We start from the raw sequence: 24,972 nt of genomic DNA, 5'->3' as shown, positions 1-24,972 counted from the left end.
AGGGGTGCTCACGCTTCCGTGATCATTTCGTGATGGGCCGGGCGAAACTCTTGTTCAGGTCCCTTCGTGGCTGAGGGCATCGGGATCGCAGGATGCGGTCCCCGACGACCAACACGGGAAAGGTTTCCAATGACACGCTTTACATTCCTCGCCGCCATCGCTCTGACCGCAACCGCAGGCACCGCCTTTGCGGAAAGCCATGCCGCCACCGGCAACCCGATGGTGGGTGGTGCGCCGATGTTCGCCGACAAGACCATTGTCGAGAACGCCGTGAACTCCGCCGACCACACAACGCTGGTTGCCGCCGTCACGGCCGCTGGCCTTGTGGACACGCTGTCCGGCGAAGGCCCCTTCACCGTATTCGCCCCGACGAATGATGCCTTTGGCATGATTTCCGAGGACACGTTGACGGCGCTCATGCAGCCCGCCGCCAAGGCGCAGCTGACCACCATTCTGACCTGCCACGTCGTGGCCGCCAACGCGATGTCCGACGCCATTGCCGGAATGATCGCCGATGACGGCGGCATGCACCCGGTGCCGACCGTGGGCGGTTGCACGCTTCAGGCGAAGATGGACGGAGATAACATCGTTCTGGTCGATGAGAATGGCCGCGAGGCGACCGTCACCATCGCTGACGTCAAGCAGTCCAACGGCGTCATCCACGTCATCGACCGCGTGCTGCTGCCCAAGCAGTAACTTAAGATATTGCGCGAGGCCCCAACCCCATGGACCCCCTCGCGCAATTGTGCGCGCCCCGTGCTTGTCCCAGATGGCCGGGGCGCGCATCCTTTGATCAAAGAGGAGATCCCCGATGAAACGTCGTGATTTTGTTGCCAGCGTTCTTGCCACGCCCTTGTTCGCGCGCGCCGCACTGGCCGCCGGGGGCAACTTCGAGGTCTCGCGGACAGACGCCGAATGGCGTGCGATGCTCAGCGATGCCGAATACCGCGTGATGCGCAAAGAAGCGACCGAGCGCGCCTTCAGTTCCCCGCTGAATGACGAGAAACGCGCCGGTACGTTCAACTGCAAGGGGTGTGACCTGCCGCTGTATTCTTCGAAAACAAAATTCGACAGCGGCACCGGCTGGCCATCGTTCTACGAGGCGCTGCCCGGCGCGGTCGAGACCAAGGCCGATCGCAAGCTGTTCTACACCCGGACCGAATGCCATTGCCGCCGCTGTGGCTCGCACCTTGGGCATATCTTTGACGACGGTCCGGCACCGACCGGACTGCGGCATTGCATCAACGGCGTCAGCCTGACCTTCCGCGCCGCCTGATCGGTGCGCGCCTTAGGGCGCGCTATGTGAAAACGGACGCGCGATCTGAATGGGTCGCGCGTCCGTTTCCGTGAGTGGGGGTGGTCTGGAGGGAGTACTCCGGAGACGATATGCATCTTTAGGTTGCAAGTCCAGAGGATAATTCCCGTCTGACGTAAAGTTCCGGCGGCGCTCGGTCCTTTGCTGCAAGGGTCCGTCCCTGACGTGAAAACGTGCACCCGTGTCCGTGGTCCCCGACAAGGGGCCGGTGACACCAGTCTCGGCAGCCGAAGCAGGATGGATCGTGATGCCACGCGGGCCTTCGGGACAGGGTTTTCTGCGCGATGGCGAGGCGGGCAAGGCAGCCGGAGTCCCTGTCGGCGCAGACCCCCGCCGCGCTGAAATCGGCTGGACGAATGTCATGGCGCTACGGGGTTTCATATGGCCGATGTGGCCCATCGCCACCGGACGCGCGCGCTGTATTTCATCCGGCAGAGGCCGCGTTTTGCCGGTGCGGTCGGATTTGAAAATGCCTGTTCGAGGCGCTACGCCTTGGCCGGTGGCCCTGTCCGACCGCCCGATCCCTTGTGGGGTGGCCCGGACAATCCGGGCCACAACCCTCATTTGAAGCTGCGGCTGTCCTTGATCTGGTCCCATGCCCAGACCACCTGCTGCAACTGGTCTTCCTGACTGCGATCGCCGCCGTTCATGTCCGGGTGCAGAACCTTGATCAGCGATTTGTAGATCTTGCGGATCTCGGCCTTGGTCATGGCGTCGCTGGCCTCAAGGATATCCACCGCGCGGCGTTCGGTCGGCGGCAGCTTGCGCCCGCCGCCCGGCTTGCTGCGGCCGGGATTGCGCGTGGCGTTGTTGCCCAGCACCTGATGCGGATCTTCGATGCCCAACCGGGCCCAGGCCTTGGCCTCGGGGTCGCGCCAGTCCTTGGTCTTACGCTCCCAGACCTTGTCCGACGATTCCTGAGCGTTCATCTCCGCCTCGGTCTTGCCATCGAAAAAGCTCCACTTGGCGTTGTATTCGCGCACGTGATCCTTGCAGAACCAAAAGAAATCATCCAGCACGTCCGGCGCTTTCGGCGCACGGAATTTTCCCGGCTCCTGACAACCGTCATGGTCGCAGATCCGTGTCGACGTCTCCTGCGCGCCGGTCATGCCTTTCCGTCCACGCGGGTTTTTCTTTTTCGCGGACTTCACGGACATGTCGAAACCGAAGGGATCATCCTTGCTCATATCGCACCTCTTCTCGACTCGGACGCCAGAGCATAGACTATCGCCGATGAGTTTACAGGGGGGGCTGCGAAAAATGTCGCGCGCCGATGAAATACAGACAAAACTTGAGGCCGCATTTGAGGCCCGCCAGATCGAGGTGCGCAATGACAGCGGTCGCCACGCGGGCCATGCGGGCGATGACGGCAGCGGCGAGAGCCATTTCCACGTCACTCTGCGCACGCGGGAATTTGCCGGTCAGTCGCGCATAGCGCGCCACCGCGCGGTGCACAGCGCGCTGGGTCCTGACCTTGTCGGGGCGATCCACGCGCTGTCGCTGGATCTGGACACCTGAGCGCAGCGGGGCGCGAAAAAAGGGGCCGGTCCCTGCGGACCGCGCCCCTGACTTTCTATGAACTAACGGATGAAACCCCCCAAGTTCAATCTTTTGCGTGTCGCGTCGATCAATCCTGACGCTGGCTTTGGCTATCAGCCGCTGGTAACACTTTTTTAACACATTTTGGTGACGTAGGGGCAGTCAGGAATTCCTGACCCGCATGAGGCAGCCCCGCTGACCCATGGCCCGGACCTCACCAAACGCACGACTTGCCCCGGACCCGATCCGGGGCCTTTTGCGCCTGCTGACCTGTGTTCCACCGTCTTGCATGGTCGCACTCTCAATCTCGCAACCTGTTCGACGTGGTTGAGACAGGGGCAAGCGGTCCTGCGGTTCGCAAAGCGCCAGAGCCTTCGACCTTGACGGTGCCCGGTTTCGCGGGATTCGATGGTGGACATTGCAAATGACAGCGGACAGGGGGATGTTATGCGGGTTCTGTTTTGGGGGCTGGCCACCATTGCGTGTCTGGGACAGCCAGTCACGGCCCAAGATACGGTTATTGAAACATTGCTGTTGGGTCTGACAGAGGAGGCCGAGTCGTTCCATAATCTCGAAGAGACCATTCGGAACGCACCGCCGGATCAGTTGTTTGCCCTTTACAACAGGCTCGCCGAGTTTTCTGATGACAGGCCGGACCTTGTGGATATCGCCATCGACGCTGGATTGAAAAGCAAGGACAGGGCCGTTCGCTCGCGGGCATTGTGGAGTTTGCTGGACCGCGCCAGCGTGCTGACGATGCAGGTCGACTACAGCGAAGAGGGCAGCATTTCCCCGAATGTACCGTCGGTCAGGAAGGCGGTCGGGGGCGTCGTGACCGTGAACCTGTTCGCCAAGTCCGCGGGGACGCGCACTGTCAGCCTCACGCCAGAAGGAGAGGGCAACATGGCCAGCACCTTGTCGCTCTCCGGCACCCGGATTTCATTTACGTTGGTGAGCCGTGCGGGCACCAGCGGCTTTCTGGTTCTCAGCGAGGATGGCACAGCCTTGGCGGGACGGGTGGACTACCGCGAACACGCCAACGCGCCGCTGATGAGCTTTCCCGTCAAGATGCAGATCTTCTGATCGCCCGCCCGGATGGTCCGATCCGGGGCAGGAGGGCACCGGCGTCAGGCGGGGTTGCCCCCGCCACACGGGTTACAGACCCAGTTTCGCCGCGACGATCTCATTCACCGCCTTGGGGTTGGCCTTGCCGCCTGTCGCCTTCATCACCTGACCCACAAACCAGCCTGCAAGTTTCGGATTTTGCTGGGCCTTTTCGACCTGCGCCGGGTTGGCGGCAATGATCTCATCTACCGCCGTTTCAATCGCGCCGGTGTCGGTGACCTGCTTCATGCCGCGATCCTCGACGATCTGCTCGGGGTCGCCGCCTTCGGTATAAACGATCTCGAACAGGTCCTTGGCGATCTTGCCGCTGATGGCGTCGGATTTGATCAGCTTGATGATCCCGGCAAGTTGAGCGGGGGTCACGGGGCTGTCCGAGATGTCGCGATCATCCTTTTTCAGACGACCGAACAGCTCATTGATGACCCAGTTGGCCGACAGTTTGCCGTCGCCCGCCGCTGTCACCACCTCTTCGAAATAGGCGGCGTTCACCACCTCGGCGGTCAGCACGCTGGCGTCATATTCCGACAGGCCAAAGTCCTTGACGAACCGTGCCTTTTTCTCATCCGGCAGTTCCGGAAGGCTGGCCTTGATGTCATCCACCCAGCCCTGCTCGATCTCCAGCGGCAGCAGGTCGGGGCAGGGGAAGTAGCGGTAATCATGCGCCTCTTCCTTGGACCGCATCGACCGGGTTTCCCCCTTGTCGGGATCGTACAGGCGGGTTTCCTGGTCGATCTGGCCGCCCGCTTCCAGAATGGCGATCTGGCGGCGCGCCTCATAGTCGATGGCCTGCTGGATAAAGCGCATCGAGTTCATGTTCTTGATCTCGCAGCGGGTGCCGAGATGGCCAAAGTCCTGCGTCGCCTGATATTTCTCATACTGGCCGGGCAGACAGACCGAGACGTTCACATCCGCCCGCATGTTGCCGTTCTGCATGTTGCCGTCGCAGGTGCCCAGATAGCGCAGGATCTGGCGCATCTTGGCGACATAGGCGGCGGCCTCTTCGGGGCCGCGAATGTCGGGGCGGCTGACAATCTCCATCAGCGCCACACCGGTGCGGTTCAGGTCGACAAAGGACATGTTCGGGTCCATGTCGTGAATCGATTTGCCCGCGTCCTGTTCGACGTGGATGCGTTCGATCCGCACCAGCCGGGCAATCCCCGGCTCCATGTCCACAATGACCTCACCCTCACCCACAAGCGGATGATACAGCTGGGAAATCTGATAGCCCTGCGGCAGATCGGGATAGAAATAATTCTTGCGGTCGAAGGCGCTGACAAGGTTGATCTGCGCCTTCAGGCCAAGGCCCGTGCGCACCGCCTGTTCGATGCAGTATTCGTTGATGACCGGCAGCATCCCCGGCATCGCCGCATCGACGAAGGACACGTTGGAGTTCGGCTCGGCGCCGAATTTTGTCGAGGCACCGGAGAACAGCTTGGCCTGACTGGCCACCTGCGCGTGCACCTCCATGCCGATGACCAGTTCCCAGTCATGCTTGGCCCCGGCGATCACCTTGGGTTTGGGCGCTTCATAGGTCAGATCCAGCATCGCGGGGGTCCTCATGCGGCAAAAGGAGAGATTGCGAAGCGGTCTAGATCAGGCGCGGGCAGGGGGCAAGGGGCGCGCGTCAGCCGCCCTTGACCATGCGCATCCCGTCCGGGGCAAAGACCAGCCGCCGACCAGCGTCCAGCGCCGGGGCAAAGAACTCTGACAGCGTGGCAAGCGCACGGGTCTGGCCCAGCCGCGCCACGTCGACGGTGTCGTTGCAGGACGTGTTGGGGCGCGCCGGGGATTCCGCCCAGATCAGCGGGTGCAATTCGCGCAGGTAATCCTGCACGACCCAGCCAAAGCAATTGGCGATGCGCTGCCGCGCACCACCGACGTCGGCCTGTCCGTCAACCCGGTAAGCCATCAGCGCGGCCATGCGGTTGACCGTTGCCTGCGAGGGGTGCCGGGCAAGGATGTCGTGCAACCCCTCGACAAAGAGGTCTGCGTCGAGACGGCGAAAAGCGCCCTGGTCCTCGGCAAGGGCACCAAGGTAGACCCATGTATACCCGCCCACGCCCCAGACATCGGCGGTGCGCAACGCGGTGCGGCGGGCCTGCGCGTCCAGCATCTCCCAACTGCCGAACCGGATCGGTCGCAAGGCCCAGCCAAACTGCACCAGATGATGCGGGTTGCCGGGATCGAGGTCGATCAGATCCTCAAAATCGTCCGCGACGCGGGCGTGCGGCTGCGGGTCGACCTCCAGCACGGCGCAGCGCACCATCGCCCATAGCGGGGTCTCGTGTTCGAACGGGTCAAACAGGTCGTTCAGCCGGGCGGCGGCGGCCATGTGGCGGGCGTAGGCCTCATGCCGTTGGGGGGGGAGATCGCCGGTCAGGGCGGTGCCCTTCCACGCCCGCGCCGCGTCCACATGCGCCATGGCAACGATATAGGCGATGACCGGGCAGCCCGGCATCTCGGCAAGCAACGGCTCCAGCGACGCCACCGCGGCCTGAACAGAAAGCGGATCGCCGCGTTCCACGCCTTCGGCAATGGCTTCGGTGATGTCCTGCCGCGCGCCCTCGCACATCAGAACGGCCTGCGATTGCAGCCCGGCGGTCAGGGCGCGGCTGGCATCGGCGGAACGGATTTCTGCCGCCAATTGCTCCCAGTCGTCCTGCCGGGCAAGGAACTGTCCGCGTGCGCGCAACCGTGCCGCGTCCTTGGACGCCGGGTCCAGCTCGCACACCGGGATTTCGACCCGTGGTCGCATCGGATCAATGGCGCTGTCGTGACGCTGCGCCCCGCCAACAGAGGCCCCGGCCCATAGCGGGCCCGGTTTTCGGGCGGTCAGGCGGGCGGCCAAAGAGCGGGCCGTGGGAAGGAGGGTGCGGATAATCATCCGGGTAATTTGACCGTGATTCGAGGCCAAAATCCGGCGGCTTCCGGGAATTGCGCGGACCTTCTTCCGGCGATTGCCAGACTTTGGTGAAAGACCGCTGACAAGATGTTGCGGCTTTGTGCACAATCCTCCGCCAGCATTGGTTGCGCGGGCGGCTTTTTGCCGTGGCTGAGACGGGTCTTGCGCCTGCGGCGGCAGGGCCGCTTGCATCATTCCCGCCAGTCGAGGACAGTCCAACGCCATGAAAACGCTATTCGCCTTTGTCTGCGGCCTTGGGCTGTTCGCTGTTGCGGCCTTCGCCAACCCCGATCCCGCGGCTGCGGTGGCCCTGCACAAACCGGTTGTGCCCGCTCCGGAGCAGATCTCAAGTCTGGCGGTGCCGGTCTCTCCGCGCCCGGTGGCCCGCAAACGCATGACCGTGCCCGACGCGCGTTGGGACAACATCGACGGCAGCCGCAGCTGGAGCGTCGCCATCCTGCAAGCGCTGCGCACCCACGCCAATGTGCTGCCCGATCTTGTGCCCAAGGACATCGCGAAATACTGCCCCGCCTATCCCAGCGCCGGGCGGGCACAGCGTGAGGCGTTCTGGGTCGGTCTGGTCTCGGCGCTGGCCTGGCACGAAAGCACGCATCGGCCTTGGGCCGTGGGCGGCGGCGGGCGCTGGTACGGGCTGGTGCAGATCTATCCGCCGACGGCAAAGTTCTACCGGTGCCGGGCAAAAAGCGGTGGCGCGCTGAAAGACCCGGAGGACAACCTGTCCTGCGCGCTGCGGATCATGGCGGTGACGGTCCCGCGCGACAAGGTGATCAGCCGCGGGATGCGGGGGGTTGCGGCGGACTGGGGGCCGTTCCATTCGCGGCGCAAGCGCGAGGACATCATGTCGTGGACCCGGTCGCAGGACTATTGCACCGGCCTTGCCCGGTCGTTGCGCCCGGTGGCGCGCCCCTCGGGGATCGGACCCCGGAAAGACAGCGCACCGTTGCCCATGCCGCTGGAAATTCTGTCTACAGAGGGCTGAGCCCACCGACGTCACCTGAGCTGTTCCTTGATGACAGGGCAGAGCGAAAAAGCACGCCTGAGGCGTGCTTTATGCGTCAACGGCGGCGATCGGGACGCGGTCTCAGGCTTTTAACCAGCTAGGCCGCCGCGTGGCGTCCACCAAGGAAACTGCGGGCGCTTTGGGGCCGCCCAAGGCCAGCGTCGCCCGGCGCAGCATCTCGATGCCGTCCTCGGATTTCGCGGGAAGGGCGGAGGGCGAAATCGGCTCACCGATGGTCACGCGGAAGGGCTGTTTTTCCTTGTTCAGCAATTCATTGAACAAGGTGATATCGCGCAGCGTCGGATGCAGGAAATCGAACAGGTAAAACAGTGTCGAATTGCGCGCTTGGATGTGCATCGGGATGACCGGCAGTTCGAACTTGCGTGCGATCATCGCGGCAGAGGCCATCCAGGGGCGTTCATGCAGCGAAAGGCCGCGCCGCTTGGCCAGACGTCCCGAGGGAAAGATCACCCCGATCTTGCCGTCTTTGACCGCCTGACGGGTGAAATTCATCGTTTCGCGCGTCTTGGCACGGGTGCGGCGGTCCACGCGCCACTCCACCGGGGCCACGATTTCTTCGTATTGCGGCAACACGCGAATGATATCGAGGTTGGCAAAATAGTAGATGTCCTGCCGCACCTGCCGCAGCGTGTGGTGCACGATCACCCCGTCCGAAATACCTGTCGGATGGTTGGCGACGATCAGGGCCGGACCGCTGCGCGGCAGGTTCTTCAACCCGGTTATCTTGACGTCCTTGGCGATGATGCGCGCGGCATACTGCATGACCTCGTCGGCGGTGAGGTCGCCCACAGCGCCGAAGTGATAGCTTGATTTCTCGTAATCCAGCAGCCAGTTCAGGATCTTGCGGGCCGTGCGGACGCCAGGGCGTGAAGAGAAAAGCCAGGGTGCGCGTTCTTCGATCAGCGGTTCCAAACGGTCGGTCATGGCTTAGGCCCGGTCATTTCAACTTGGATGTTCCATGACAGACCCGCCGTCACCTGTCCAGCTTATACCAGCTTCGGCACGGTTGCACGTCGGCTGTGCCGTAGGCGACGAAGCCCGCTCAAAACACCACAAAGTGGTGGCGCTGGGTCTTGATGCCCCGCGCCTCAAGCGCGTCTTGCAAAAGCGGATGAGGCGGCAGGCTGTCCTGCGGAAGAGTGATCCGGCGGCCGTCTTCAAGCATCAGCCGCGCCCGGATCGAAAAATCCAGCCGCGTCTCCAGCCGGACATGATCGATGCGGGCGAGCGCAACATCGCCCTCGGCCTTGCCCGACCCCCAGCGCAGGACCTTGTCGTCCAGCCGCAGCCATGCGCGCCGCCCGGTGGCGAAATCCAGCAGCGCCGGAACGGTGACCAGCATCAGGGCACCGACCACCCAGACAGAGGCCTGCAACACAAACCACAGCGTCAGCAGCGCCAGCCAGACCAACATCAAAATCAGGAACGCGCGCAGGCTCCGGCCCGACCACGCATGTTCCAGCGGTGTCACCGGCCCCCCGACACGTCGAGGATGGAGCGGGTGACATAAGAAGCGCGTTCCGACAGCAGCCAGAGGATCGACTCGGCGCATTCCTCTGCCGTGCCCGCCCGACCCATGGGTGTGGTCGGGGCCAGCCGTTCCAGTCGGTCCGGCTGTCCGCCCTTGGCGTGGATGCCGGTCTCGATCAGGCCGGGGCGGATGGCGTTCACGCGGATGCCCTCTGGTGCCAGCTCATCCGCAAGGCCAAGGGTGAAGGTGTCGATGGCCCCCTTGGTGGCGGCGTAGTCGACATATTGATTGGCAGATCCCAGGCGCGCCGCCATGGACGAGATATTGACGATGGCGCCGCCATGGCCCCAGTCCCGCATCAGGGCGACGGACTGCCGCGCCACTTCGATCGCGCCGAAAACATTGACCTCGAACACCCGCCGCACCCGCTCTGGCGTCAGGTCGGCGATGCTGCCATGCGGAGAGACGATGCCGGCGTTGTTGACCAGACCGACGGGGCCGGGCTTCAGTTCGCGCACCTTGGCGAACATCTTTTCAATGGCCTTGGGTTTGGCGACATCCGCCTGAATCATGTAGGCCTGCGCGCCCATGCTTTCGACCATCGAAGCGGTGGTTTCGGCACCGTCGCGGTCATGGCCGTAGTGCACCACGATCCGCTGCCAGCCGGAAAAGGCCGCGATGCGCGCTGTCGTCGATCCGATGCCCGCGCTGGCACCGGTGACGATAAGGACACCGTTCACGCGCCGGTCTCCAGTGCGTTGGCGGGATGATCATTGGCGGCAATAACAGGCAGCATGTGGTCCTCCAAAGCGGTTCGGACGCAGGCTAGCCCGGTTTTGTGGCAGCCTACAAGATTTCCTGTCGTATAGGCCGAGGGTCTCGCGCGTGGCCCATATCCCGCCGCACGGGGCGGGCGCAGTCGATGCGCCCGCCGACAGGCATCACCGGGCGTCTAGTTGCCCAGAATCCGCGCCACCATTTCGCCGGTGTCGCGGCTCAGCTTTGGCTTGTCCCGCAGGCGTTCCAACTGGGTGCGGATCTGCGCCTGACGGTCGCTGTCATAGCGTTTCCAGGTCTGGAACGTCGAACACATGCGCGCCGTGGTCTGCGGGTTCAGATCGTCCAGCCTGATCAGCCAGTCGGTCAGCAGGCGATACCCGGCACCGTCCTTGCGGTGGAACCCGGCGTGGTTCATCGCCATCGCCCCCAGAACCGAGCGGAACCGGTTGGGGTTCTTCCAGTCGAAAGCCGGGTGTATGGTCAGGGTTTCCGCGCGGGTCACCACCTTTTCAGGTGTTGTCGCGCCGACTTGCAGGCCAAACCATTTGTCCATGACCAGACGATCACCGCGCCATTGCGCCTCAAACGCCGCAAGCGCCGCCTCGTCCTTGCCTGCGCGCACCAGTTGCGCCAGCGCCGACAATTGCAGCGTCATATTGTCGGCGCTTTCAAACTGCGCCTGCGCCGCCTTGCCGCCATCCAGCCGCGTGGTCAGGTACAAAACCGCCGCCCCCAAGGCGCGTTTGCCCGACTGTTCGGCGTCCGGTTGATAGGCGGCGTCCACCGTGCCCTCGGCGGCCAGCGAGGGCAGCAGGTCGGCCCAGCGTTCCGCCCTGACCTGCGCCAGCGTTTCCTTGGCGGCATAGATTGCGTCCGGATCGGGCGTCACACCGCGTTCGAACAGCACCTGCGCCAGTTCCGAATCCGACGGCACGCCGATCATCATCGCCCGGAACGCCGGGTCCAGATCGCGGTCCCGCAACAGCCGCTGCAATCCGTCCAGCCAGGCCTCATCGGGGCCAGCGTTATCGGTGATCATCGCGATCAGGCTTTCGCGCGCCAAAAGGCGCGAGGCCTCCCAGCGGTTGAAGGGGTCGCTGTCATGGGCCAGCAGGAACGCGCGTTCTTCGGGGCTCGACTCCCGTTCCAGCACAACCGGGGCCGAAAAGCCGCGGTTGATCGAGGGCACGGGCCGCGAGGCCAGCCCGTCAAAGCTAAAGCTCTGCGTGCCTTCGGTGATCTCCAGCACGCGGGTCGGCACCACCTCGTCGCCGTTGGGGTTCAGCAGACCGACCGCCATCGGGATCACCTGCGGTGCTTTCTCCTCCTGCCCCGGAGTGGGCGGTGAGGATTGGGTGAAGGTCAGGGTATAGCGGCCGCCGCCCCGGACCTGATCCGGGGCCTCCGGTTGCCAATCCTCGGTGACATTGACGCGGGGCGTGCCCGCCTGAGAATACCACAGCTTGAACTGCGCCAGATCGCGGCCTGTGGTGTCCTCGAACACCTTCAGCCAGTCCTCGATCGTCGCCGCGTCGCCGTCATGGCGGTCAAAGTAGAGGTCCAGCGCCTTGGCATAGGCCTCATCGCCGACCAGTGTTTTCAGCATGCCGATCACCTCGGCACCTTTTTCGTAGACCGTCGCGGTGTAGAAGTTGTTGATTTCCTGAAAGCTTTCAGGCCGGACCGGATGCGCCAGCGGCCCCTGATCCTCGGGGAACTGGCGCCCGCGCAGCATCGCCACATTCTCGATCCGGGCAACGGGGGCAGAGCGCACATCCGCCGTGAACTGCTGATCGCGGAACACGGTCAGGCCCTCTTTCAGGCACAGTTGAAACCAGTCACGGCAGGTGATCCGGTTGCCGGTCCAGTTGTGGAAATACTCATGCGCGATGATCGACTCGATGCGTTCGAAATTGGCATCGGTCGAGGTTTCGGGAGAGGCGAGAACGGCGGAAGAGTTGAAGACGTTCAGCCCCTTGTTCTCCATCGCGCCCATATTGAAATCATCGACGGCGACGATGTTGAAGATGTCCAGATCGTATTCCCGGCCATAAACGTCTTCGTCCCATTTCATCGACGTCTTCAGCGCCTCCATGCCAAAGGCGCATTTGCCCTCGTCGCCGGGGCGCACCCAGATGTTCAGTTCGACCTTGCGGCCGGTCATCGTGGTGAAACTGTCGGGAAAATTCACCAGATCACCCGCGACCAGCGCAAACAGATAGGCGGGTTTGGGCCAAGGGTCATGCCATTCGGCAAAACCGTCGCCGGTGCCGACCGGGTTGCCGTTCGACAAAAGTACGGGCACATCGCCCTCGATCCGCACGGTAAAGACGCTCATCACGTCAGGGCGGTCGGGGTAATAGGTGATCTTGCGAAAGCCCTCGGCCTCGCACTGGGTGCAATACATGCCGTTGGACATGTACAGCCCCTCCAGCGCGGTGTTCTCTGCCGGGGCGATCTCAACCTCGCATTCCCACAGGAACGGCCCGTCCGGCACAGCACAGCGCAGCCCCTCGTCGGTCAGGTCTGGCGTCACGTCGACCCCGTCGATGGCGGCGCGGATCAATTTCAATTGCTCACCGTGCAAAAAGAAATCCTGCGCGGGTGCCTCGGGGTTTGGCGCGAAATGGATCTTGGACACCACCCGCGTGGTGTTTGGGGCCAGGCGAAAGGTCAGGTGCACATCGCTGACCTGCCAGCCGAAGGGGGTGTAATCCTTGAGGTAGATGGTCGTGGGGGCGGCGTCTTTCATGGGGCTCTCCAATACGGGCTTGCCCAAAGGTGTAGCAGGGTGCGCGCGGGCTGCAATCCTGTCCCCCTGACATCCTGCTGACAAAACGCTGTCAGCAGGGGTATGCGAAAAGACTGTCATCGCTTACCCAAGGAGTTGGACACGATGACCTACGCACCTGAACACTTTACCGTCTGGGCCGAAATCCCGGTCACGGACATGGAGAAATCCATGGCCTTTTACACTGCCGTCACCGACGCACAGCTGGAAATGGACAACACCGGCCCGAACCCGGTGGTGATGTTCCGACCCAAGGACCCGAAAACCGGCGTCGCCCTGCATCTGTATCCGGGGAAACCCGCCGGGAACGGCACCGGGCCGACCATTCACCTTGCCATTCCCGGCACCGTTGAGGCGGCCATGGCGCGCGTCGAAAAGGCGGGCGGCACGGTTGTCTCACCGGTGATCGATATCCCGCCGGGGCGTTTTTTCTACAGTCTGGATCTGGACGGCAATTCCGTCGGTTTCTTCGAGACCCGCTGATGCGCCGCGCCGACCGTCTTTTTCAGATCGTGCAGAGCCTGAGAGGCGGTCGGCGCACCACGGCTGCGGCATTGGCCGAACAGTTGGAGGTGTCCAAACGGACCATCTATCGCGACATTGCCGACCTTCAGTCCACCGGCGTGCCGATCGACGGTGAGGCGGGGTTTGGCTACGTCCTGCAAGAGGGGTTCGACCTGCCGCCGCTGATGTTCGACACCGATGAGATTGTCGCGCTGGTGGCCGGGGCGCGGCTGGTGCAGGCCTGGGGCGGGGCGGCCATGGCGCGGGCCGCCGAAGAGGCATTGGCCAAGATCGACGCGGTCATCCCAGAGGCCGCGCGTGCCCGCGCACGGGCGGTTCATGTGCATTCCCTAGGGCTTGGCATGGCACCTCAGCTGCGCGCGCGGATCGACCGGATCGAACGGGCGGTCGACCAAAGCACCCGTCTGGAGCTTGCCTATCGCGATGAGGCCGGGGCCGAAACCCGGCGTGTCGTGCGTCCGCTGGGGCTGTGGTTCTGGGCACCGGCCTGGACGCTGGTTGGCTGGTGCGAATTGCGCGACGACTTTCGCATGTTCCGTCTCGACCGCATTGCCGACATGCAGGAGGCCGGTCGCTTTCGCCCCGAACGGGGGCGCAAGCTGGCGGATTTCTACGCCAGCATGCAGGACAAGGACAGGGAGATCCTGAACCGGTGAGGGATGGGGCCGGTCATTCTGCCGCGCGCAGATCCGGCGGCAGGTCCATCGCGTTGAACGGCTCATCCTCCCAGATGATCTCGGGCGATTGAACCCGTTTGGCGGCGCGGTTCAGCGCCCAGTCACGCGCGGCCCGGCTGCCACGGCCAAAGCTGAGCCGTGCCAGCAGGCGGGCGAACCATTCCACATAGGTGGTGAACCAGACCCGGATCGCCAGCATCGCGGGCGTGAACACCAGCGTCAGCACCGTCGCGATGCCAAGACCAAAGACCACCGCCGTGGCAAGGTTTTTCCACCACAGCGCCGTCGGGCTGTCGATGGAATAGCCGCCGCCAAAGAAATCGAGGCTGAGGCCCAGCATCATCGGCGCAAGGCCCGCCATCGTGGTGATCGTGGTCAGCAGTACCGGGCGCAGGCGGTCCTGCGCGGTGCGGACAATCGCCTCGATCCTTGGCATGTAGCGGGAATAATCCTGATAGGTGTCGATCAGCACGATGTTATTGTTCACCACGATCCCGGCCAGCGCCACGATCCCCGTACCGGTCATGATGACAGAGAAATACTGATCCATGACCAGCATCCCGATCAGCACGCCGGTGGTCGACAGGATCACCGCCAACAGCACCAGCACCGCGTTGTAAAAGCTGTTGAACTGCGCCAGCAGGATGATGAACATCAAGAACAGCGCACCGCCAAAGGCCGACTGCAAAAAGGCCTGCGATTCCTCCTGATCCTCCTGATCGCCGGTCCATTCCCATTCAATGCCGGCGGGCAATGGGCTGGTGTCCAGCCAGCCGGACAGCACCTCGATCCGTTCGGGGCCGGTGACGGGCACCGCCTTTAGCGGCGCGTGGCCCTCTTCGTCCAGCAGGGCGTCGATCTCGTCTGGGGTCAGGTCGGTCAGCCAGCGGATGTCGTTGAAATAGCGGTGGTTCGGCCCCAGCAGCCATTCGTAGAATCCCGAGGACCGGCCAAAGTCGTGTTCCCATGCCGCCGCCGACACGTCCTGCGTTTCGGGGTCCAGTTCGACCCCGGTCAGGAGCGGCTCAAAGACCGTGGTTTCGGTGCCATCCGGCGCGGTACTGGTCACGTCCCAGCCGATCTCCATCAGCTTTTCGCGCACACCGGCCTTGACGTCGAAATAGCGCTTTTGGTCGATGCGCTCGATCTCGGCCAGCTTGGCGACCGGCTGGCGCGTGATGAAGTTCACCAAGGGTACCAGACCGTCGGCGGTCCGGACCTTGAGGTTGTCCAGTGTCGACAAAAGCCGGTCGCTTTCGGGCAGGCGTACCCGGATGTCGATTTCATCATCCGACGTGCCCGGTGTGTAACTGCCGATGGCCAGACCGCGCGTCACCAGTTGGACCATGGCCCCGACGGTGGCCACGTCGGCCCCGTAGCGCCCGGCCTTTTCCACGTCGACGTCGATTTGCCAGTCGATGCCGGGCAGCGGGCGGGTGTCCTCGATCAGGGTCAGGCCCGGCGTTTCCTCAAACTTTGTCCGCACCGTTCCGGCGGCGTCCAGCAGGGCGGTCCAGTCGTCGCCCTTGATGCGCAGATGCACGGGTTTGGCGCTGGCCGGACCACGGGCCTGCGCCAGAATCTCGATCTCGATGCCGGGGATGCGTTCCAGCTTGCGGGTCAGATCGTCAAGGATCACGTCGCCGTCCAGCAGCGCCAGCGGCACGCCGGTTTCGCGGGCATAGGCGGGGCGGCCCTCCCACGGGATGGTTTCGAACTGGACCTGTCCGATGGTGTCCTTGGGGGCAATCGCGCCGCCGGTGTTGTTGTCCAACCCGCCTTCACCGGCAAAGGAAAAGGCGTTGAGAATGCCGGGGTGGCCCAGCACGATTTCCTCGGCCCGGCGGACCAGCGCGTCCTTTTCCGCAAGGCCAAGGTTGCCGCGCGCGCGGACGTAGACGATGGCCTGTTCCGGCTCACTCTCGACAAAGAAATCCACGCCGTTGTTGTTCTCGCCGTAGTAGGTGAAGACGTTGACCACCAGAAAGATCACCGCAGCCACCGTAACCAGCGGCATGATCGGATTGCCGGCGATGAACTTGGTGAAATGGCCAAACAAGGACCGGCGGTTGCGCGCATCCACGCGCCGCGGCGCGCGGCGCAGTTCGGCGGCGTCCATCACCACCGAAGAGATCACCGCAAAGAGCGTGAAGACCACGACGCCCGGCATCCGCGCGCCCCAGCCGGTGGCCTCGGTCTGGACCAGATAGGACGGGTTCAGCACCATCATCGCGCCGACAAACAGCCCCAGCAGCGCCACCGGCACCAGCAGGACCCGCAGGCTCCAGTGCAGGCGACCGCGCAGCCAGTTGCCCGCGCGGTGGACGTTGCGCGAGAACCGGCCAGAGACGCCGCCCATGACCGGCAGGTAGATCAGCGCGACCACCAGCGACGCGGACAGCACAAAGATCAGCGTGACCGGCAGCATCCCCATGAACTCACCCGCGACACCGGGCCAGAACAGCATCGGCAAAAAGGCGCACAGCGTCGTCGCGGTCGACGAGACCACCGGCCAGAACATGCGGTGCGCCGCCTCGACATAGGCGTGCATCGGGCCGGTGCCCTCGGAAATGCGTTTATCGGCGTATTCGACCACGACGATGGCCCCGTCGACCAGCATCCCCACCGCAAGGATCAGACCGAACATCACGATGTTCGAGATCGTCACCCCCATCAGCGCCAGCAGCACGAAACACAGTAAGAATGAGGTCGGGATCGCAAATCCCACCAGCAGGGCAGGGCGCAGACCCAATGAGGCCAGCACCACGATCATCACCAGCGCGATGGCGGTCAGCACCGATCCCTCCAACTGGCTGACCATGCTGGCGACTTGTCGGCTCTGGTCGTTGGAGGTGCCCACATCCAGCACGGCGCGCAGTTCCTGTGGCCAGTTCTCTTGCGCAGCGTCGATGACGGCCTGCACCTGCGCCACCGTGTCGATGATGTTGAAGCCTTTGCGCTTGACCACTTGCAGTGCAACGGTCTGGTCGCCGTTGAAGCGCGCGGTGCCCTTGCGGTCCTCAAAGGTCAGGTTGATCGTCGCCAGATCACCCAGCGTCACCACGCGGTCGCCGTTCACCTTGACCGGCAGGTCATAGACGTCGCGCGCATCGTCAAAACTGGACGGGATCTTGATGGCGAAAGTGCCGTTGTCCGTCTCGACCTCACCGGCGGCAATCAACTGGTTGTTGTTCTGCACAACGCGGATCAACTCATCGGCGGTGACGTTGTAGCTTTCCAGCCGCAGCGGGTCGATCACCACCTCCAGCATTTCGTCGCGGTTGCCCGCGATGCCCGCCTCCAGCACCGAATCCAGCGCCTCGACCCGGTCCTGAAGGTCCTTGGCGACCTTGGTCAGGGTGCGTTCCGGCACCGGGCCGGACAGGTTCACGATCAGGATCGGGAATTCGGAAAAGTTGATCTCGTTGATCGAGTATTTCTCGGCCCCCTCGGGGAATTCCGCCTCGGCGTTGTTCATGCCGTCGCGCACGTCGGCGATGATCTTGGTCTTGTCCCAGCCGAATTCGAACTCCAGCGCCAGACCGGCATAACCTTCGGCGGCGGTGGCGGTCATGGCCTTCAGCCCGTCGAGGTCGGAAAGCTCTGTCTCCATCGGTTTGATCAGCAGCTTTTCCGAGTCGGCGGCGGAAATGCCGGGAAAAGGGACCGACACAAACAGCGCCGGGATCTCGATGTCCGGCTCACCCTCCTTGGGCAGCGACAGATAGGCGTAGGTCCCGGCCACAAGGCTGAGGATAATGAAGGCGATGATCATTCGGGCGCGTTCGGCGGCCCAGTCGATGATGCCGGTCATTGCACGATGTCCTCGTAGCTCGGGACCACCCTGACGCCGTTGGTGACGTATTCCTGCCCCACGGTGATGACGTTGATCTCATCCGGCAGGCCGGTGATCCAGACGCCTTCGCGGGTGTCGCGCAGGATCGAGATGTCCATCCACTGCACGCTGTCGTCCGCCGTCACCGTGCGCACGCCCAGCTTGCCCTCGTCGTTCAGGGTCAGGGTGGATTGCGCCAGCAGATGCGCCTTGGCGCCTTCGGCCTCGATGGCGATTTCGGCGGTTTCGCCGTCGCGGATCGACAGGTCGCCGTTTTCCACCAACAACTCGACCGCAAAGGTGCGGGTTGTCGGATCGGCGCTGCGCGATACAAAGCTGACCTTGCCCTGCACCGTGCGCCCGTTGGTCAGCCGCGCGCCCGCCTGCGCGCCCGGAAGGACGCGGGCAACGGTGGTTTCGGGGACGTAGCCCACGAATTTCATCGGGTTGATCTGGATGACCGTGGCGCAGGCCGACCCCGGCTGCATCAGCGCGCCCAGCTCTGCCGTGTCGGTTTCCAGCAGCCCGGCAAAGGGCGCGTGGATCTTCAGCCGCTCGATTTCCTTGCGGGCGGCGGCGACACCGGCCTCGGCGGACTGGATCGCCGCCAGTGCGCTTTCCTCGCCGGTCTTGGCCGACTGAACACCGGCTTCGGCCCCTTCGAGTTGCGACTTGGCGGAAATCACCGCCGCCTTGGCCCCTTCGATCCCCGACAACGCCGAAGAGACGGCCGCACGCGCGCCCTGCAATTGGCTTTCGGCGGACTGTATCCCGGCCAGAGCGTTCTGGATCTGGCTTTCGGCGGCCTGTATTCCGGCCTTGGCGGTCTCGACCTGACTGCGCGCGGTCTTGACCCCGGCCTCGGCATTGCGGATCTGGGTCTGCGCCGACTGGATCTGCGCCTTGGCCGAGACGATCTGCCCTCGGGCGGTCTGAACACCCGCGGTGGCATTGCGGATCTGGCTCTTGGCGGACTGGATGGCGGCGCGGGCGGTTTCTAGCTGGCTGGTGGCGGCTTTCACCCCGGCCAGCGCGCTCTGGATCTGGCTTTCGGCGGCCTTGATGCCGGCCTTGGCGGTCTGCACCTGACTGCGCGCGGCCTGCACCCCGGCGCGGGCGTTCACGATCTGCGTCTCGGCGGTCTGAATTCCGGCCTTGGCGTTTTCGATCTGTGTCTTGGCCGATTGCACCCCGGCCTTGGCGTTGTTGATCTGGCTTTCGGCAGAGCGGATCGCCGCCAGCGCGGTCTGGACCGCGCCGCGCGCGCCTTCAACCCCGGCGCGCGCGCCCTCCAGTTGCGATTTTGCCGCCTCGATGGCGGTGGCGGCTGTCTTGAGCCCGGCCAAGGCCGACTGCTCCTGCGCCTTGGCCGATTCGAAGGCGGCCTGCGATGCGGCCAGACGGGTCTGCGCGGCAAAGCCGTCGCGGGCCAGTTCCTCTGAGGCGCGCAGGTTGATCTCGGCCTCCTTGATGCGGGCGCGGGCCTCTGTCAGGCGCGCCTCGGAGGCGGGCACCTGCGCCTCTGCCTCTGCTAGCCGGGCCTCGGCGGCGGGGACCTGAGCCAGCGCCTCTTTCAGGCGGGCCTCGGAGGCGGGCAGTTGCGCCTTGGCCTCTGCCAGCCGCGCCTCTGCTTCGGGAACACGGCTTTGGGCCTCGTCCAGACGGGCGGCGGCCTCGGGGACACGGGCCTTGGCCTCTGCCAGCCGGGCTTCGGCCTCGGGGACGCGGGCCAGCGCCTCATCAAGGCGGGCCTCGGCCTCGGGCAGTTTGGCCTGCGCTTCCGCCAGCCGCGCCTCGGATTCGGGGACGCGCGCGCGGGCCTCTGCCAGCCGGGCCTCGGCGGCGGGCACACCGGCCTCTGATTCGGCCAGCCGGGCCTCGGCCTCGGGGACACGGGCCAGCGCCTCTTGCAGGCGCGCCTCCGCCTCGGGCACCTTGGCTTGGGCCTCGACGATGCGGGCCTCGGCCTCGGGGATGCGGGCCAGCGCCTCTTCGAGCCGCGCCTGCGCCTCGGGCACCTTGGCCTTGGCCTCGGCCAGACGGGCCTCGGATTCCGGCACCCGCGCCTTGGCCTCGATCAGCCGGGCCTCGGCGGCGGGGACACCTGCGCGGGCCTCTGCCAGTTGCGCCTCGGCGGCAGGGACGGCGGCCTCTGCCTCAAGGATGCGGGCGGCAGCGGCGGACACCTGCGCCTTGGCCTCTGCCAGCCGGGCCTTGGCCTCGGGCAGGCGGGCGTTGGCCTCGGCCAACCGGGCCAGCGTTTCTTGCAGCGATACGTTGCGGGTGCCGGGGTCAATCTCGCAGAGCAACTGACCGGCCTCGACCAGCACACCCTTGCGCAGCGGTTCGGACACGATCTTGCCCGCGGTTTCGGCGCGCACCTCGACCTGCCGGACGGCCTCTGTCTCACCGCGCAGGATCACGGCGCTGTCGACCACCTGCGCGATCGAACGGCGCGCCATCACGCGCACAGCGCCGTCGGGAAGGGCGCCATCCACACCTGTCTGCGCCTCTGGCGTGACGGCAGGCGGAGGCGTGTCTGCCTCGGGGGCCATGTCCGCCGCCCCGGCCTCTCCGGCCAGCGCCGCCGGAGCGACGGCGCGGGCGAACCCGATCAGCCGGTCCCGCTCCAGCACCACGGCATAAAGCATCGCAGCCACGAGGCAGGCAGTCAGGATCGACATGATGCGCATTTTCTTTTCCCCCCGGCGTCAGGAAAAATGGCCCTGCGCCCGTCAAATTCGCTCTTCGCGGCCAAATCGGGCCACGTAATTCTGTGGCCGCATCCTGTGGCCGCGTGCAAGACCCGACCTGAACCGTTCGGTTTAGGTTTAGGGTGCCGCATGGTCTGCTTCAAGCACACCCCCGGCATTTGCAGGGCAAAACGGCGGTTTTTCGTCAATTGAATGTGGTTTTCGCGAAGATTTTTGGCCTGCGCGAACATTCGCCTGCGCGGGTGTGGCCCGAAAGGACGGTTACACCGGGTCTCCATCGCGCCTTGGCACTGCGCGACGGGCCATGTAAGAGAGGGAAAACCGACCGGAGGGGGCCCGCTTGAGCGACGCTGACAGTTTCATCGACGAAGTGACAGAAGAGGTCAAACGCGACCGCTTGTTTGCGACACTGCGCAAGTGGGGCTGGGTTGGCGTGGTGATCGTGCTTCTGATCGTCGGCGGCACCGCCTACCGCGAATGGCGCATCGCCTCGCAGGAGGCGCGGGCGCAGACCTTTGGCGACGGTATCCTGACCGCGCTGGAAGGCGAGGATGCCGCCGCGCGGATCGCGGCGCTGGCCGAGATCGAGGCCCCGACAACCGGCGGGCAGGCCGTTCTGGCGCTGCTGACAGCCGCCGAAGAGGCCGGTGACGACAACAATGCCGAGGCGGTGGCCCGTCTTCAGGCGGTGGCCGCCAACACCGAGATTCCGGCGATCTACCGCCAGATCGCCAGCTACAAGGCGCTGACCCGTGGCGCGGATGTGCTGTCGGTGGACGACCGCCGCGCCGGACTGGAGGCGCTGGCCGTTCCCGGCCAGCCGCTGCGGCTATTGGCCGAAGAACAACTGGCGCTGATCGACATTGAAACCGGCGAACGCGAGGCCGCTTTGACGCGGCTGCAAGCGCTGGCCGAGGACAGCGAAGCGACGCAGGGCTTGCGCCGCCGCGCCTCGCAATTGATTGTGGCACTGGGCGGGGACGCTCCCGCCAACTGAGCCCGCCACCGCGCGGGTCTCTGGACGGGGAACGGACCCCGGCAGGTGACGAAAGGGGCATTTTGATGCTGCGCAAGACCTCTCTGCTGTTTCCGCTGGCCGCGCTGGCGCTGGCCAGTTGCGCCGAGCGTGAGCCGATCCTGCCGGGCGACCGGCTGAACGTGCGCGACGTGCTCAGCGGCGACTACGCCGATGACGTGGTCGAGACCGCTGGCCCGCAGGCGCGCGGGTTTGCGACCCCCGCCGCGGTGAGCAATGCCGACTGGGCGCAAAGCCCGGTCTCCCCGCATGTGCGTGTCACCAACCCGGCGCTGGGACAGGCGCTGTCGCCGCTGTTCTCGGTGCCGATCGGCGCGGGCGACGGTCGCAAGACCCGGCTGAACGCCGACCCCATCGTGGCGGGCGGGCGCGTCTTTACCATGGATGCGAACCATCAGGTGCGCGCGACCTCGACCGCCGGTCAGGCGCTGTGGAGCAAGGTGCTGGTCCCGCTGCGCGACAAGGCCCCCGAAGGGCAGGGCGGCGGGCTGGCCTATGGCGACGGCAAGCTGTTTGTCTCCTCCGGTTTTGGCAAGCTGACCGCGCTGGACCCGGCCAGCGGCCAGATGCTCTGGGAACAGGATCTGAACAACACCGCCACCGGCGCGCCCAGCTATCGCGACGGGCTGGTTTACGTGGTGTCGGGCGACCGCACCGCATGGGCCATCGAGGCCGGTGACGGCCGGGTGCGCTGGCAGTTCGACAATGGCGAGAACTTCAACAATATCGCCGGGGCCCCGGCGCCTGCGATCAACGACAAATACGTGATCTTTGCCTTTGGGTCCGGGGCGGTGTCGGGGGCCTTCCGGCAGGGGGGGCTGCGGGTCTGGAACGCCGAGCTGCTGGGCCGACGGAACGGGTTCACCATTGCGGGCATCAACGATGTGACCGGCGATCCGGTGATCTCCGGTGACCGGATCTATGCCGGCAACCACGCCGGGCGCTCTGTCGCGATGTCGGTCTATAACGGCGAACGTCTGTGGACCGCCAAATACGGCGCGCTTGGACCGATGTGGCCGGCGGGCGATTCGGTGTTCTTTGTCACCGACCTGAATGAGCTGGTCCGGCTGGACAGCGACACCGGGCAGGAGATCTGGAAGCGCGATCTGCCGGGCTATGAGCCCAAGCGCAACCCGAACCGCCGCCGCGACGGGTCTTTTGCCAACCACGGGCCGGTGCTTGCGGGCGGGCGGCTGATCGTGGCCAGCACCGACGGCAAGATCCGCGCCTTCAATCCGGCGGACGGTGCGTTGCTACAGGAGATCGTCATTCCCGGCGGCGCCACCACGCGCCCCGTGGTGGCGGGCGGCGTGCTCTATGTCGTCTCGCGCAAGGGTGTGCTGCACGCCTTTCGGTGATCCGCCAGCCTCACGCCTGTGATCCAAAGGGGCGCGCCTGCGGCGCGCGCTTGGTGTCTCGACCGGCGGCCTTGCGGCCTTGGTCTCGGGCAGGGGGCGCTGCCCCCGTCGCCAAGGGCGACTCCCCCGGTGGTATTTGACCAGAGAAGAAGCATGGCGCGCGCTGATGGGCGGACAGAGGGCCTCTTTCACTGGGGTGGAAAATGCGTTATGGCGCGCTCTTGATCTTCGGAGCCGCTCCATGTCCTTCTCTCTTGCCATCGTCGGCCGCCCCAATGTGGGCAAGTCGACCCTGTTCAACCGTCTCGTGGGGCGGCGTCTTGCGCTGGTGGATGACCAGCCCGGCGTGACCCGCGACCTGCGCGAGGGGGAGGCGCGGCTGGTGGATTTGCGGTTCACCGTGATCGACACCGCCGGGTTGGAGAATGAGACCGACGATTCGTTGCCCGCGCGGATGCGGCGGCTGACAGAGCGTGCGGTGGAGGCGGCGGATGTCTGTCTTTTCATGATCGACGCGCGGGCCGGTATCCTTCCCGATGATCAGGTGTTTGCCGAGATCCTGCGCAAGCGGGCGAAGCACGTGATCCTTGCCGCCAACAAGGCCGAGGGTGCGGCGGCGGATGCGGGGGTGATCGAGGCCTATGCATTGGGTCTGGGCGAGCCTGTCCGGTTGTCTGCTGAACATGGCGAGGGGATGCATGACCTGTATTCCATGCTGGTGCCGCTGGCGGACGCCTATGAGGAACGCGCCCAAGAGGAAGCGCCCGAGGTCGAGGTCACGCTGAGTGAGGAAGAGGCCGAGGCGGGCGAGACCGAGCTGCGCAAGCCGACCGCTGACAAGCCGTTGCAGATTGCCGTCGTGGGTCGGCCCAACGCGGGCAAGTCGACGCTGGTCAACGCGCTGCTTGGTGAGGACCGGCTGCTGACCGGGCCGGAGGCGGGGATCACCCGCGATGCGATTTCCGTCCAGATGGCGTGGAGCGGCGTGCCGGTGCGGATCTTTGACACCGCCGGGATGCGGCGTCGGGCGAAGGTGCAGGAAAAGCTGGAGAAGCTGTCGGTCTCCGACGGTATCCGCGCGGTGAAGTTCGCCGAAGTGGTGGTTGTGCTGCTGGACGCGGCGATTCCGTTTGAGACGCAGGACCTCAAGATCGCCGATCTGGCCGAGCGTGAGGGGCGCGCTGTGGTGGTGGCGGTCAACAAGTGGGACATCGAGGACGAGAAGCAGGACAAGCTGCGCTGGTTGCGCGAGCAGTTCGAGCATGTGCTGCCGCAGTTGCGGGGCGCGCCCCTGGTGACGGTCTCGGCGCGGACGGGCAAGGGGTTGGATAAATTGCAGGCGGCGGTGATGAAGGCCTATGAGGTCTGGAACCGCCGGGTGCCCACGGCGCAGTTGAACCGCTGGCTGGAGGGGATGGTGCAGCGGCATCCGCCCCCCGCGCCGCAGGGCCGCCGGATCAAGCTGCGCTACATGACGCAGGCGAAGACGCGGCCGCCGGGGTTTGTGGTGATGTGTTCGCATCCCGACAAGCTGCCCGAGAGCTATTCGAGATACCTTGTGAATGCCTTGCGGGAAGATTTTGACATGCCGGGCACGCCGATCCGGCTGATGATGCGCGGGCAGGGGGACAAGAACCCCTACAAGGGCCGCAAAAAGCGCAATGCGGGCGCTTTGAAAAAGCATCTGGGCAAATTGCAGGCGAAGAAGGACTGAGCGTGCAAAATCGGGCTGTCCACGCGTGGACAGCCTGCCGCCTGTTACAAATCAATAGCTTACAGAGGCGTTTTGACACTCTGTTAACGATTGGGGACCAGCGCGGGGGAGCCGGAGACTGGACCGTTGCGCAGCTTTGACCGGAACG

General features: G+C 64.8%; 19 protein-coding genes. 10 read left to right on the top strand and 9 right to left on the bottom strand.

Annotated features, from left to right (window positions below; translation table 11 throughout):
- Window positions 1-129 precede the first annotated feature (129 nt).
- Both ACN0S5_RS09610 and msrB read left to right on the top strand, forming a co-directional pair.
- Entirely contained in the window at window positions 130-696 is a 567-nt protein-coding gene (locus ACN0S5_RS09610; RefSeq protein ID WP_417207969.1) for a fasciclin domain-containing protein, read from the top strand.
- A gap of 115 nt (window positions 697-811) precedes the next feature.
- Window positions 812-1,276 (top strand): peptide-methionine (R)-S-oxide reductase MsrB, encoded by a 465-nt coding sequence (msrB, locus tag ACN0S5_RS09605; protein WP_417207968.1) that lies wholly within the window; start codon window positions 812-814, stop codon window positions 1,274-1,276.
- A gap of 599 nt (window positions 1,277-1,875) precedes the next feature.
- On the opposite strand, the gene ACN0S5_RS09600 is transcribed toward msrB, so the two are convergent.
- A complete protein-coding gene (locus ACN0S5_RS09600) occupies window positions 1,876-2,502 on the bottom strand; it encodes a DnaJ domain-containing protein (RefSeq protein WP_323769869.1) in 627 nt (208 codons plus the stop codon).
- Window positions 2,503-2,575: 73 nt separating this feature from the next.
- Here ACN0S5_RS09600 and ACN0S5_RS09595 point away from each other — a divergent pair, with 73 nt between their 5' ends.
- Together ACN0S5_RS09595 and ACN0S5_RS09590 are read left to right on the top strand one after the other, a co-directional pair.
- Window positions 2,576-2,833, top strand: coding sequence for a BolA family protein (locus ACN0S5_RS09595; protein ID WP_417207967.1), 258 nt, complete (start codon window positions 2,576-2,578; stop codon window positions 2,831-2,833).
- Between the two features lie 468 nt (window positions 2,834-3,301).
- Window positions 3,302-3,937, top strand: a complete 636-nt coding sequence (locus ACN0S5_RS09590; RefSeq protein WP_417207966.1) for a hypothetical protein — start codon at window positions 3,302-3,304, stop codon at window positions 3,935-3,937.
- A 72-nt stretch (window positions 3,938-4,009) separates the two neighbouring features.
- Here the strand turns inward: ACN0S5_RS09590 and gatB are convergent, their stop codons facing one another.
- Window positions 4,010-5,524, bottom strand: coding sequence for an Asp-tRNA(Asn)/Glu-tRNA(Gln) amidotransferase subunit GatB (gene gatB / locus ACN0S5_RS09585; protein ID WP_417207965.1), 1,515 nt, complete (start codon window positions 5,522-5,524; stop codon window positions 4,010-4,012).
- A 79-nt stretch (window positions 5,525-5,603) separates the two neighbouring features.
- Window positions 5,604-6,863: a hypothetical protein gene (locus ACN0S5_RS09580; RefSeq protein WP_417207964.1), complete on the bottom strand. Its 1,260-nt coding sequence runs from the start codon at window positions 6,861-6,863 to the stop codon at window positions 5,604-5,606.
- A 241-nt stretch (window positions 6,864-7,104) separates the two neighbouring features.
- Here ACN0S5_RS09580 and ACN0S5_RS09575 point away from each other — a divergent pair, with 241 nt between their 5' ends.
- Entirely contained in the window at window positions 7,105-7,881 is a 777-nt protein-coding gene (locus tag ACN0S5_RS09575; RefSeq protein WP_417207963.1) for a transglycosylase SLT domain-containing protein, read from the top strand.
- A 102-nt stretch (window positions 7,882-7,983) separates the two neighbouring features.
- On the opposite strand, the gene ACN0S5_RS09570 is transcribed toward ACN0S5_RS09575, so the two are convergent.
- The 4 genes from ACN0S5_RS09570 to pepN all read right to left on the bottom strand — a co-directional run bounded on the left by ACN0S5_RS09570 (window position 7,984) and on the right by pepN (window position 12,926).
- Window positions 7,984-8,847 (bottom strand): 1-acyl-sn-glycerol-3-phosphate acyltransferase, encoded by an 864-nt coding sequence (locus ACN0S5_RS09570; protein WP_417207962.1) that lies wholly within the window; start codon window positions 8,845-8,847, stop codon window positions 7,984-7,986.
- A 118-nt stretch (window positions 8,848-8,965) separates the two neighbouring features.
- Window positions 8,966-9,394: a hypothetical protein gene (locus tag ACN0S5_RS09565; RefSeq protein ID WP_417207961.1), complete on the bottom strand. Its 429-nt coding sequence runs from the start codon at window positions 9,392-9,394 to the stop codon at window positions 8,966-8,968.
- Entirely contained in the window at window positions 9,391-10,134 is a 744-nt protein-coding gene (locus ACN0S5_RS09560; protein ID WP_417207960.1) for an SDR family oxidoreductase, read from the bottom strand. Before ACN0S5_RS09560 ends, ACN0S5_RS09565 begins: the two co-directional genes overlap by 4 nt.
- A 212-nt stretch (window positions 10,135-10,346) precedes the next feature.
- The gene (pepN, locus tag ACN0S5_RS09555; protein WP_417207959.1) at window positions 10,347-12,926 is read right to left on the bottom strand and encodes an aminopeptidase N; all 2,580 of its coding nucleotides are present in this window, start codon (window positions 12,924-12,926) and stop codon (window positions 10,347-10,349) included.
- 144 nt (window positions 12,927-13,070) lie between these two features.
- Between pepN and ACN0S5_RS09550 the strand changes: the two genes are divergently transcribed.
- Entirely contained in the window at window positions 13,071-13,448 is a 378-nt protein-coding gene (locus tag ACN0S5_RS09550; protein WP_417207958.1) for a VOC family protein, read from the top strand.
- Window positions 13,448-14,146 (top strand): helix-turn-helix transcriptional regulator, encoded by a 699-nt coding sequence (locus ACN0S5_RS09545; protein ID WP_417207957.1) that lies wholly within the window; start codon window positions 13,448-13,450, stop codon window positions 14,144-14,146. The genes ACN0S5_RS09550 and ACN0S5_RS09545 overlap by 1 nt, the downstream gene beginning before the upstream one ends.
- A gap of 13 nt (window positions 14,147-14,159) precedes the next feature.
- On the opposite strand, the gene ACN0S5_RS09540 is transcribed toward ACN0S5_RS09545, so the two are convergent.
- On the bottom strand, window positions 14,160-17,981 hold the full coding sequence (locus ACN0S5_RS09540) for an efflux RND transporter permease subunit (RefSeq protein ID WP_417207956.1): 3,822 nt from the start codon (window positions 17,979-17,981) through the stop codon (window positions 14,160-14,162).
- Window positions 17,978-20,686 carry an efflux RND transporter periplasmic adaptor subunit gene (locus tag ACN0S5_RS09535; protein WP_417207955.1) on the bottom strand — a complete coding sequence of 903 codons (2,709 nt, stop codon included), beginning with the start codon at window positions 20,684-20,686 and terminating at the stop codon, window positions 17,978-17,980. Before ACN0S5_RS09535 ends, ACN0S5_RS09540 begins: the two co-directional genes overlap by 4 nt.
- Before the next feature lie 370 nt (window positions 20,687-21,056).
- Here ACN0S5_RS09535 and ACN0S5_RS09530 point away from each other — a divergent pair, with 370 nt between their 5' ends.
- From ACN0S5_RS09530 to der, 3 genes are all read left to right on the top strand, one after another.
- Window positions 21,057-21,713: a hypothetical protein gene (locus tag ACN0S5_RS09530; protein ID WP_417207954.1), complete on the top strand. Its 657-nt coding sequence runs from the start codon at window positions 21,057-21,059 to the stop codon at window positions 21,711-21,713.
- Window positions 21,714-21,778: 65 nt separating this feature from the next.
- A complete protein-coding gene (locus ACN0S5_RS09525; protein ID WP_417207953.1) occupies window positions 21,779-23,110 on the top strand; it encodes a PQQ-binding-like beta-propeller repeat protein in 1,332 nt (443 codons plus the stop codon).
- A gap of 241 nt (window positions 23,111-23,351) precedes the next feature.
- Complete coding sequence (der, locus tag ACN0S5_RS09520) at window positions 23,352-24,824, top strand: ribosome biogenesis GTPase Der (protein WP_417207952.1); 1,473 nt, start codon at window positions 23,352-23,354, stop codon at window positions 24,822-24,824.
- The last annotated feature ends 148 nt before the right edge of the window (window positions 24,825-24,972 follow it).

The organism is Antarctobacter sp. (genome assembly GCF_048262615.1).
Lineage (GTDB): Bacteria > Pseudomonadota > Alphaproteobacteria > Rhodobacterales > Rhodobacteraceae > Antarctobacter.
Note: the sequence above shows the minus strand (reverse complement) of the source record. Positions and strands in the feature narration are given on the sequence as shown.

Coding starts and splice junctions, on each gene's coding strand:
- ACN0S5_RS09610 (WP_417207969.1), top strand. CDS start 130: ATGACACGCTTTACATTCCTCGCCGCCATCGCTCTGACCGCAACCGCA.
- msrB (WP_417207968.1), top strand. CDS start 812: ATGAAACGTCGTGATTTTGTTGCCAGCGTTCTTGCCACGCCCTTGTTC.
- ACN0S5_RS09600 (WP_323769869.1), bottom strand. CDS start 2,502: ATGAGCAAGGATGATCCCTTCGGTTTCGACATGTCCGTGAAGTCCGCG.
- ACN0S5_RS09595 (WP_417207967.1), top strand. CDS start 2,576: ATGTCGCGCGCCGATGAAATACAGACAAAACTTGAGGCCGCATTTGAG.
- ACN0S5_RS09590 (WP_417207966.1), top strand. CDS start 3,302: ATGCGGGTTCTGTTTTGGGGGCTGGCCACCATTGCGTGTCTGGGACAG.
- gatB (WP_417207965.1), bottom strand. CDS start 5,524: ATGCTGGATCTGACCTATGAAGCGCCCAAACCCAAGGTGATCGCCGGG.
- ACN0S5_RS09580 (WP_417207964.1), bottom strand. CDS start 6,863: ATGATTATCCGCACCCTCCTTCCCACGGCCCGCTCTTTGGCCGCCCGC.
- ACN0S5_RS09575 (WP_417207963.1), top strand. CDS start 7,105: ATGAAAACGCTATTCGCCTTTGTCTGCGGCCTTGGGCTGTTCGCTGTT.
- ACN0S5_RS09570 (WP_417207962.1), bottom strand. CDS start 8,847: ATGACCGACCGTTTGGAACCGCTGATCGAAGAACGCGCACCCTGGCTT.
- pepN (WP_417207959.1), bottom strand. CDS start 12,926: ATGAAAGACGCCGCCCCCACGACCATCTACCTCAAGGATTACACCCCC.
- ACN0S5_RS09550 (WP_417207958.1), top strand. CDS start 13,071: ATGACCTACGCACCTGAACACTTTACCGTCTGGGCCGAAATCCCGGTC.
- ACN0S5_RS09545 (WP_417207957.1), top strand. CDS start 13,448: ATGCGCCGCGCCGACCGTCTTTTTCAGATCGTGCAGAGCCTGAGAGGC.
- ACN0S5_RS09540 (WP_417207956.1), bottom strand. CDS start 17,981: ATGACCGGCATCATCGACTGGGCCGCCGAACGCGCCCGAATGATCATC.
- ACN0S5_RS09535 (WP_417207955.1), bottom strand. CDS start 20,686: ATGTCGATCCTGACTGCCTGCCTCGTGGCTGCGATGCTTTATGCCGTG.
- ACN0S5_RS09525 (WP_417207953.1), top strand. CDS start 21,779: ATGCTGCGCAAGACCTCTCTGCTGTTTCCGCTGGCCGCGCTGGCGCTG.
- der (WP_417207952.1), top strand. CDS start 23,352: ATGTCCTTCTCTCTTGCCATCGTCGGCCGCCCCAATGTGGGCAAGTCG.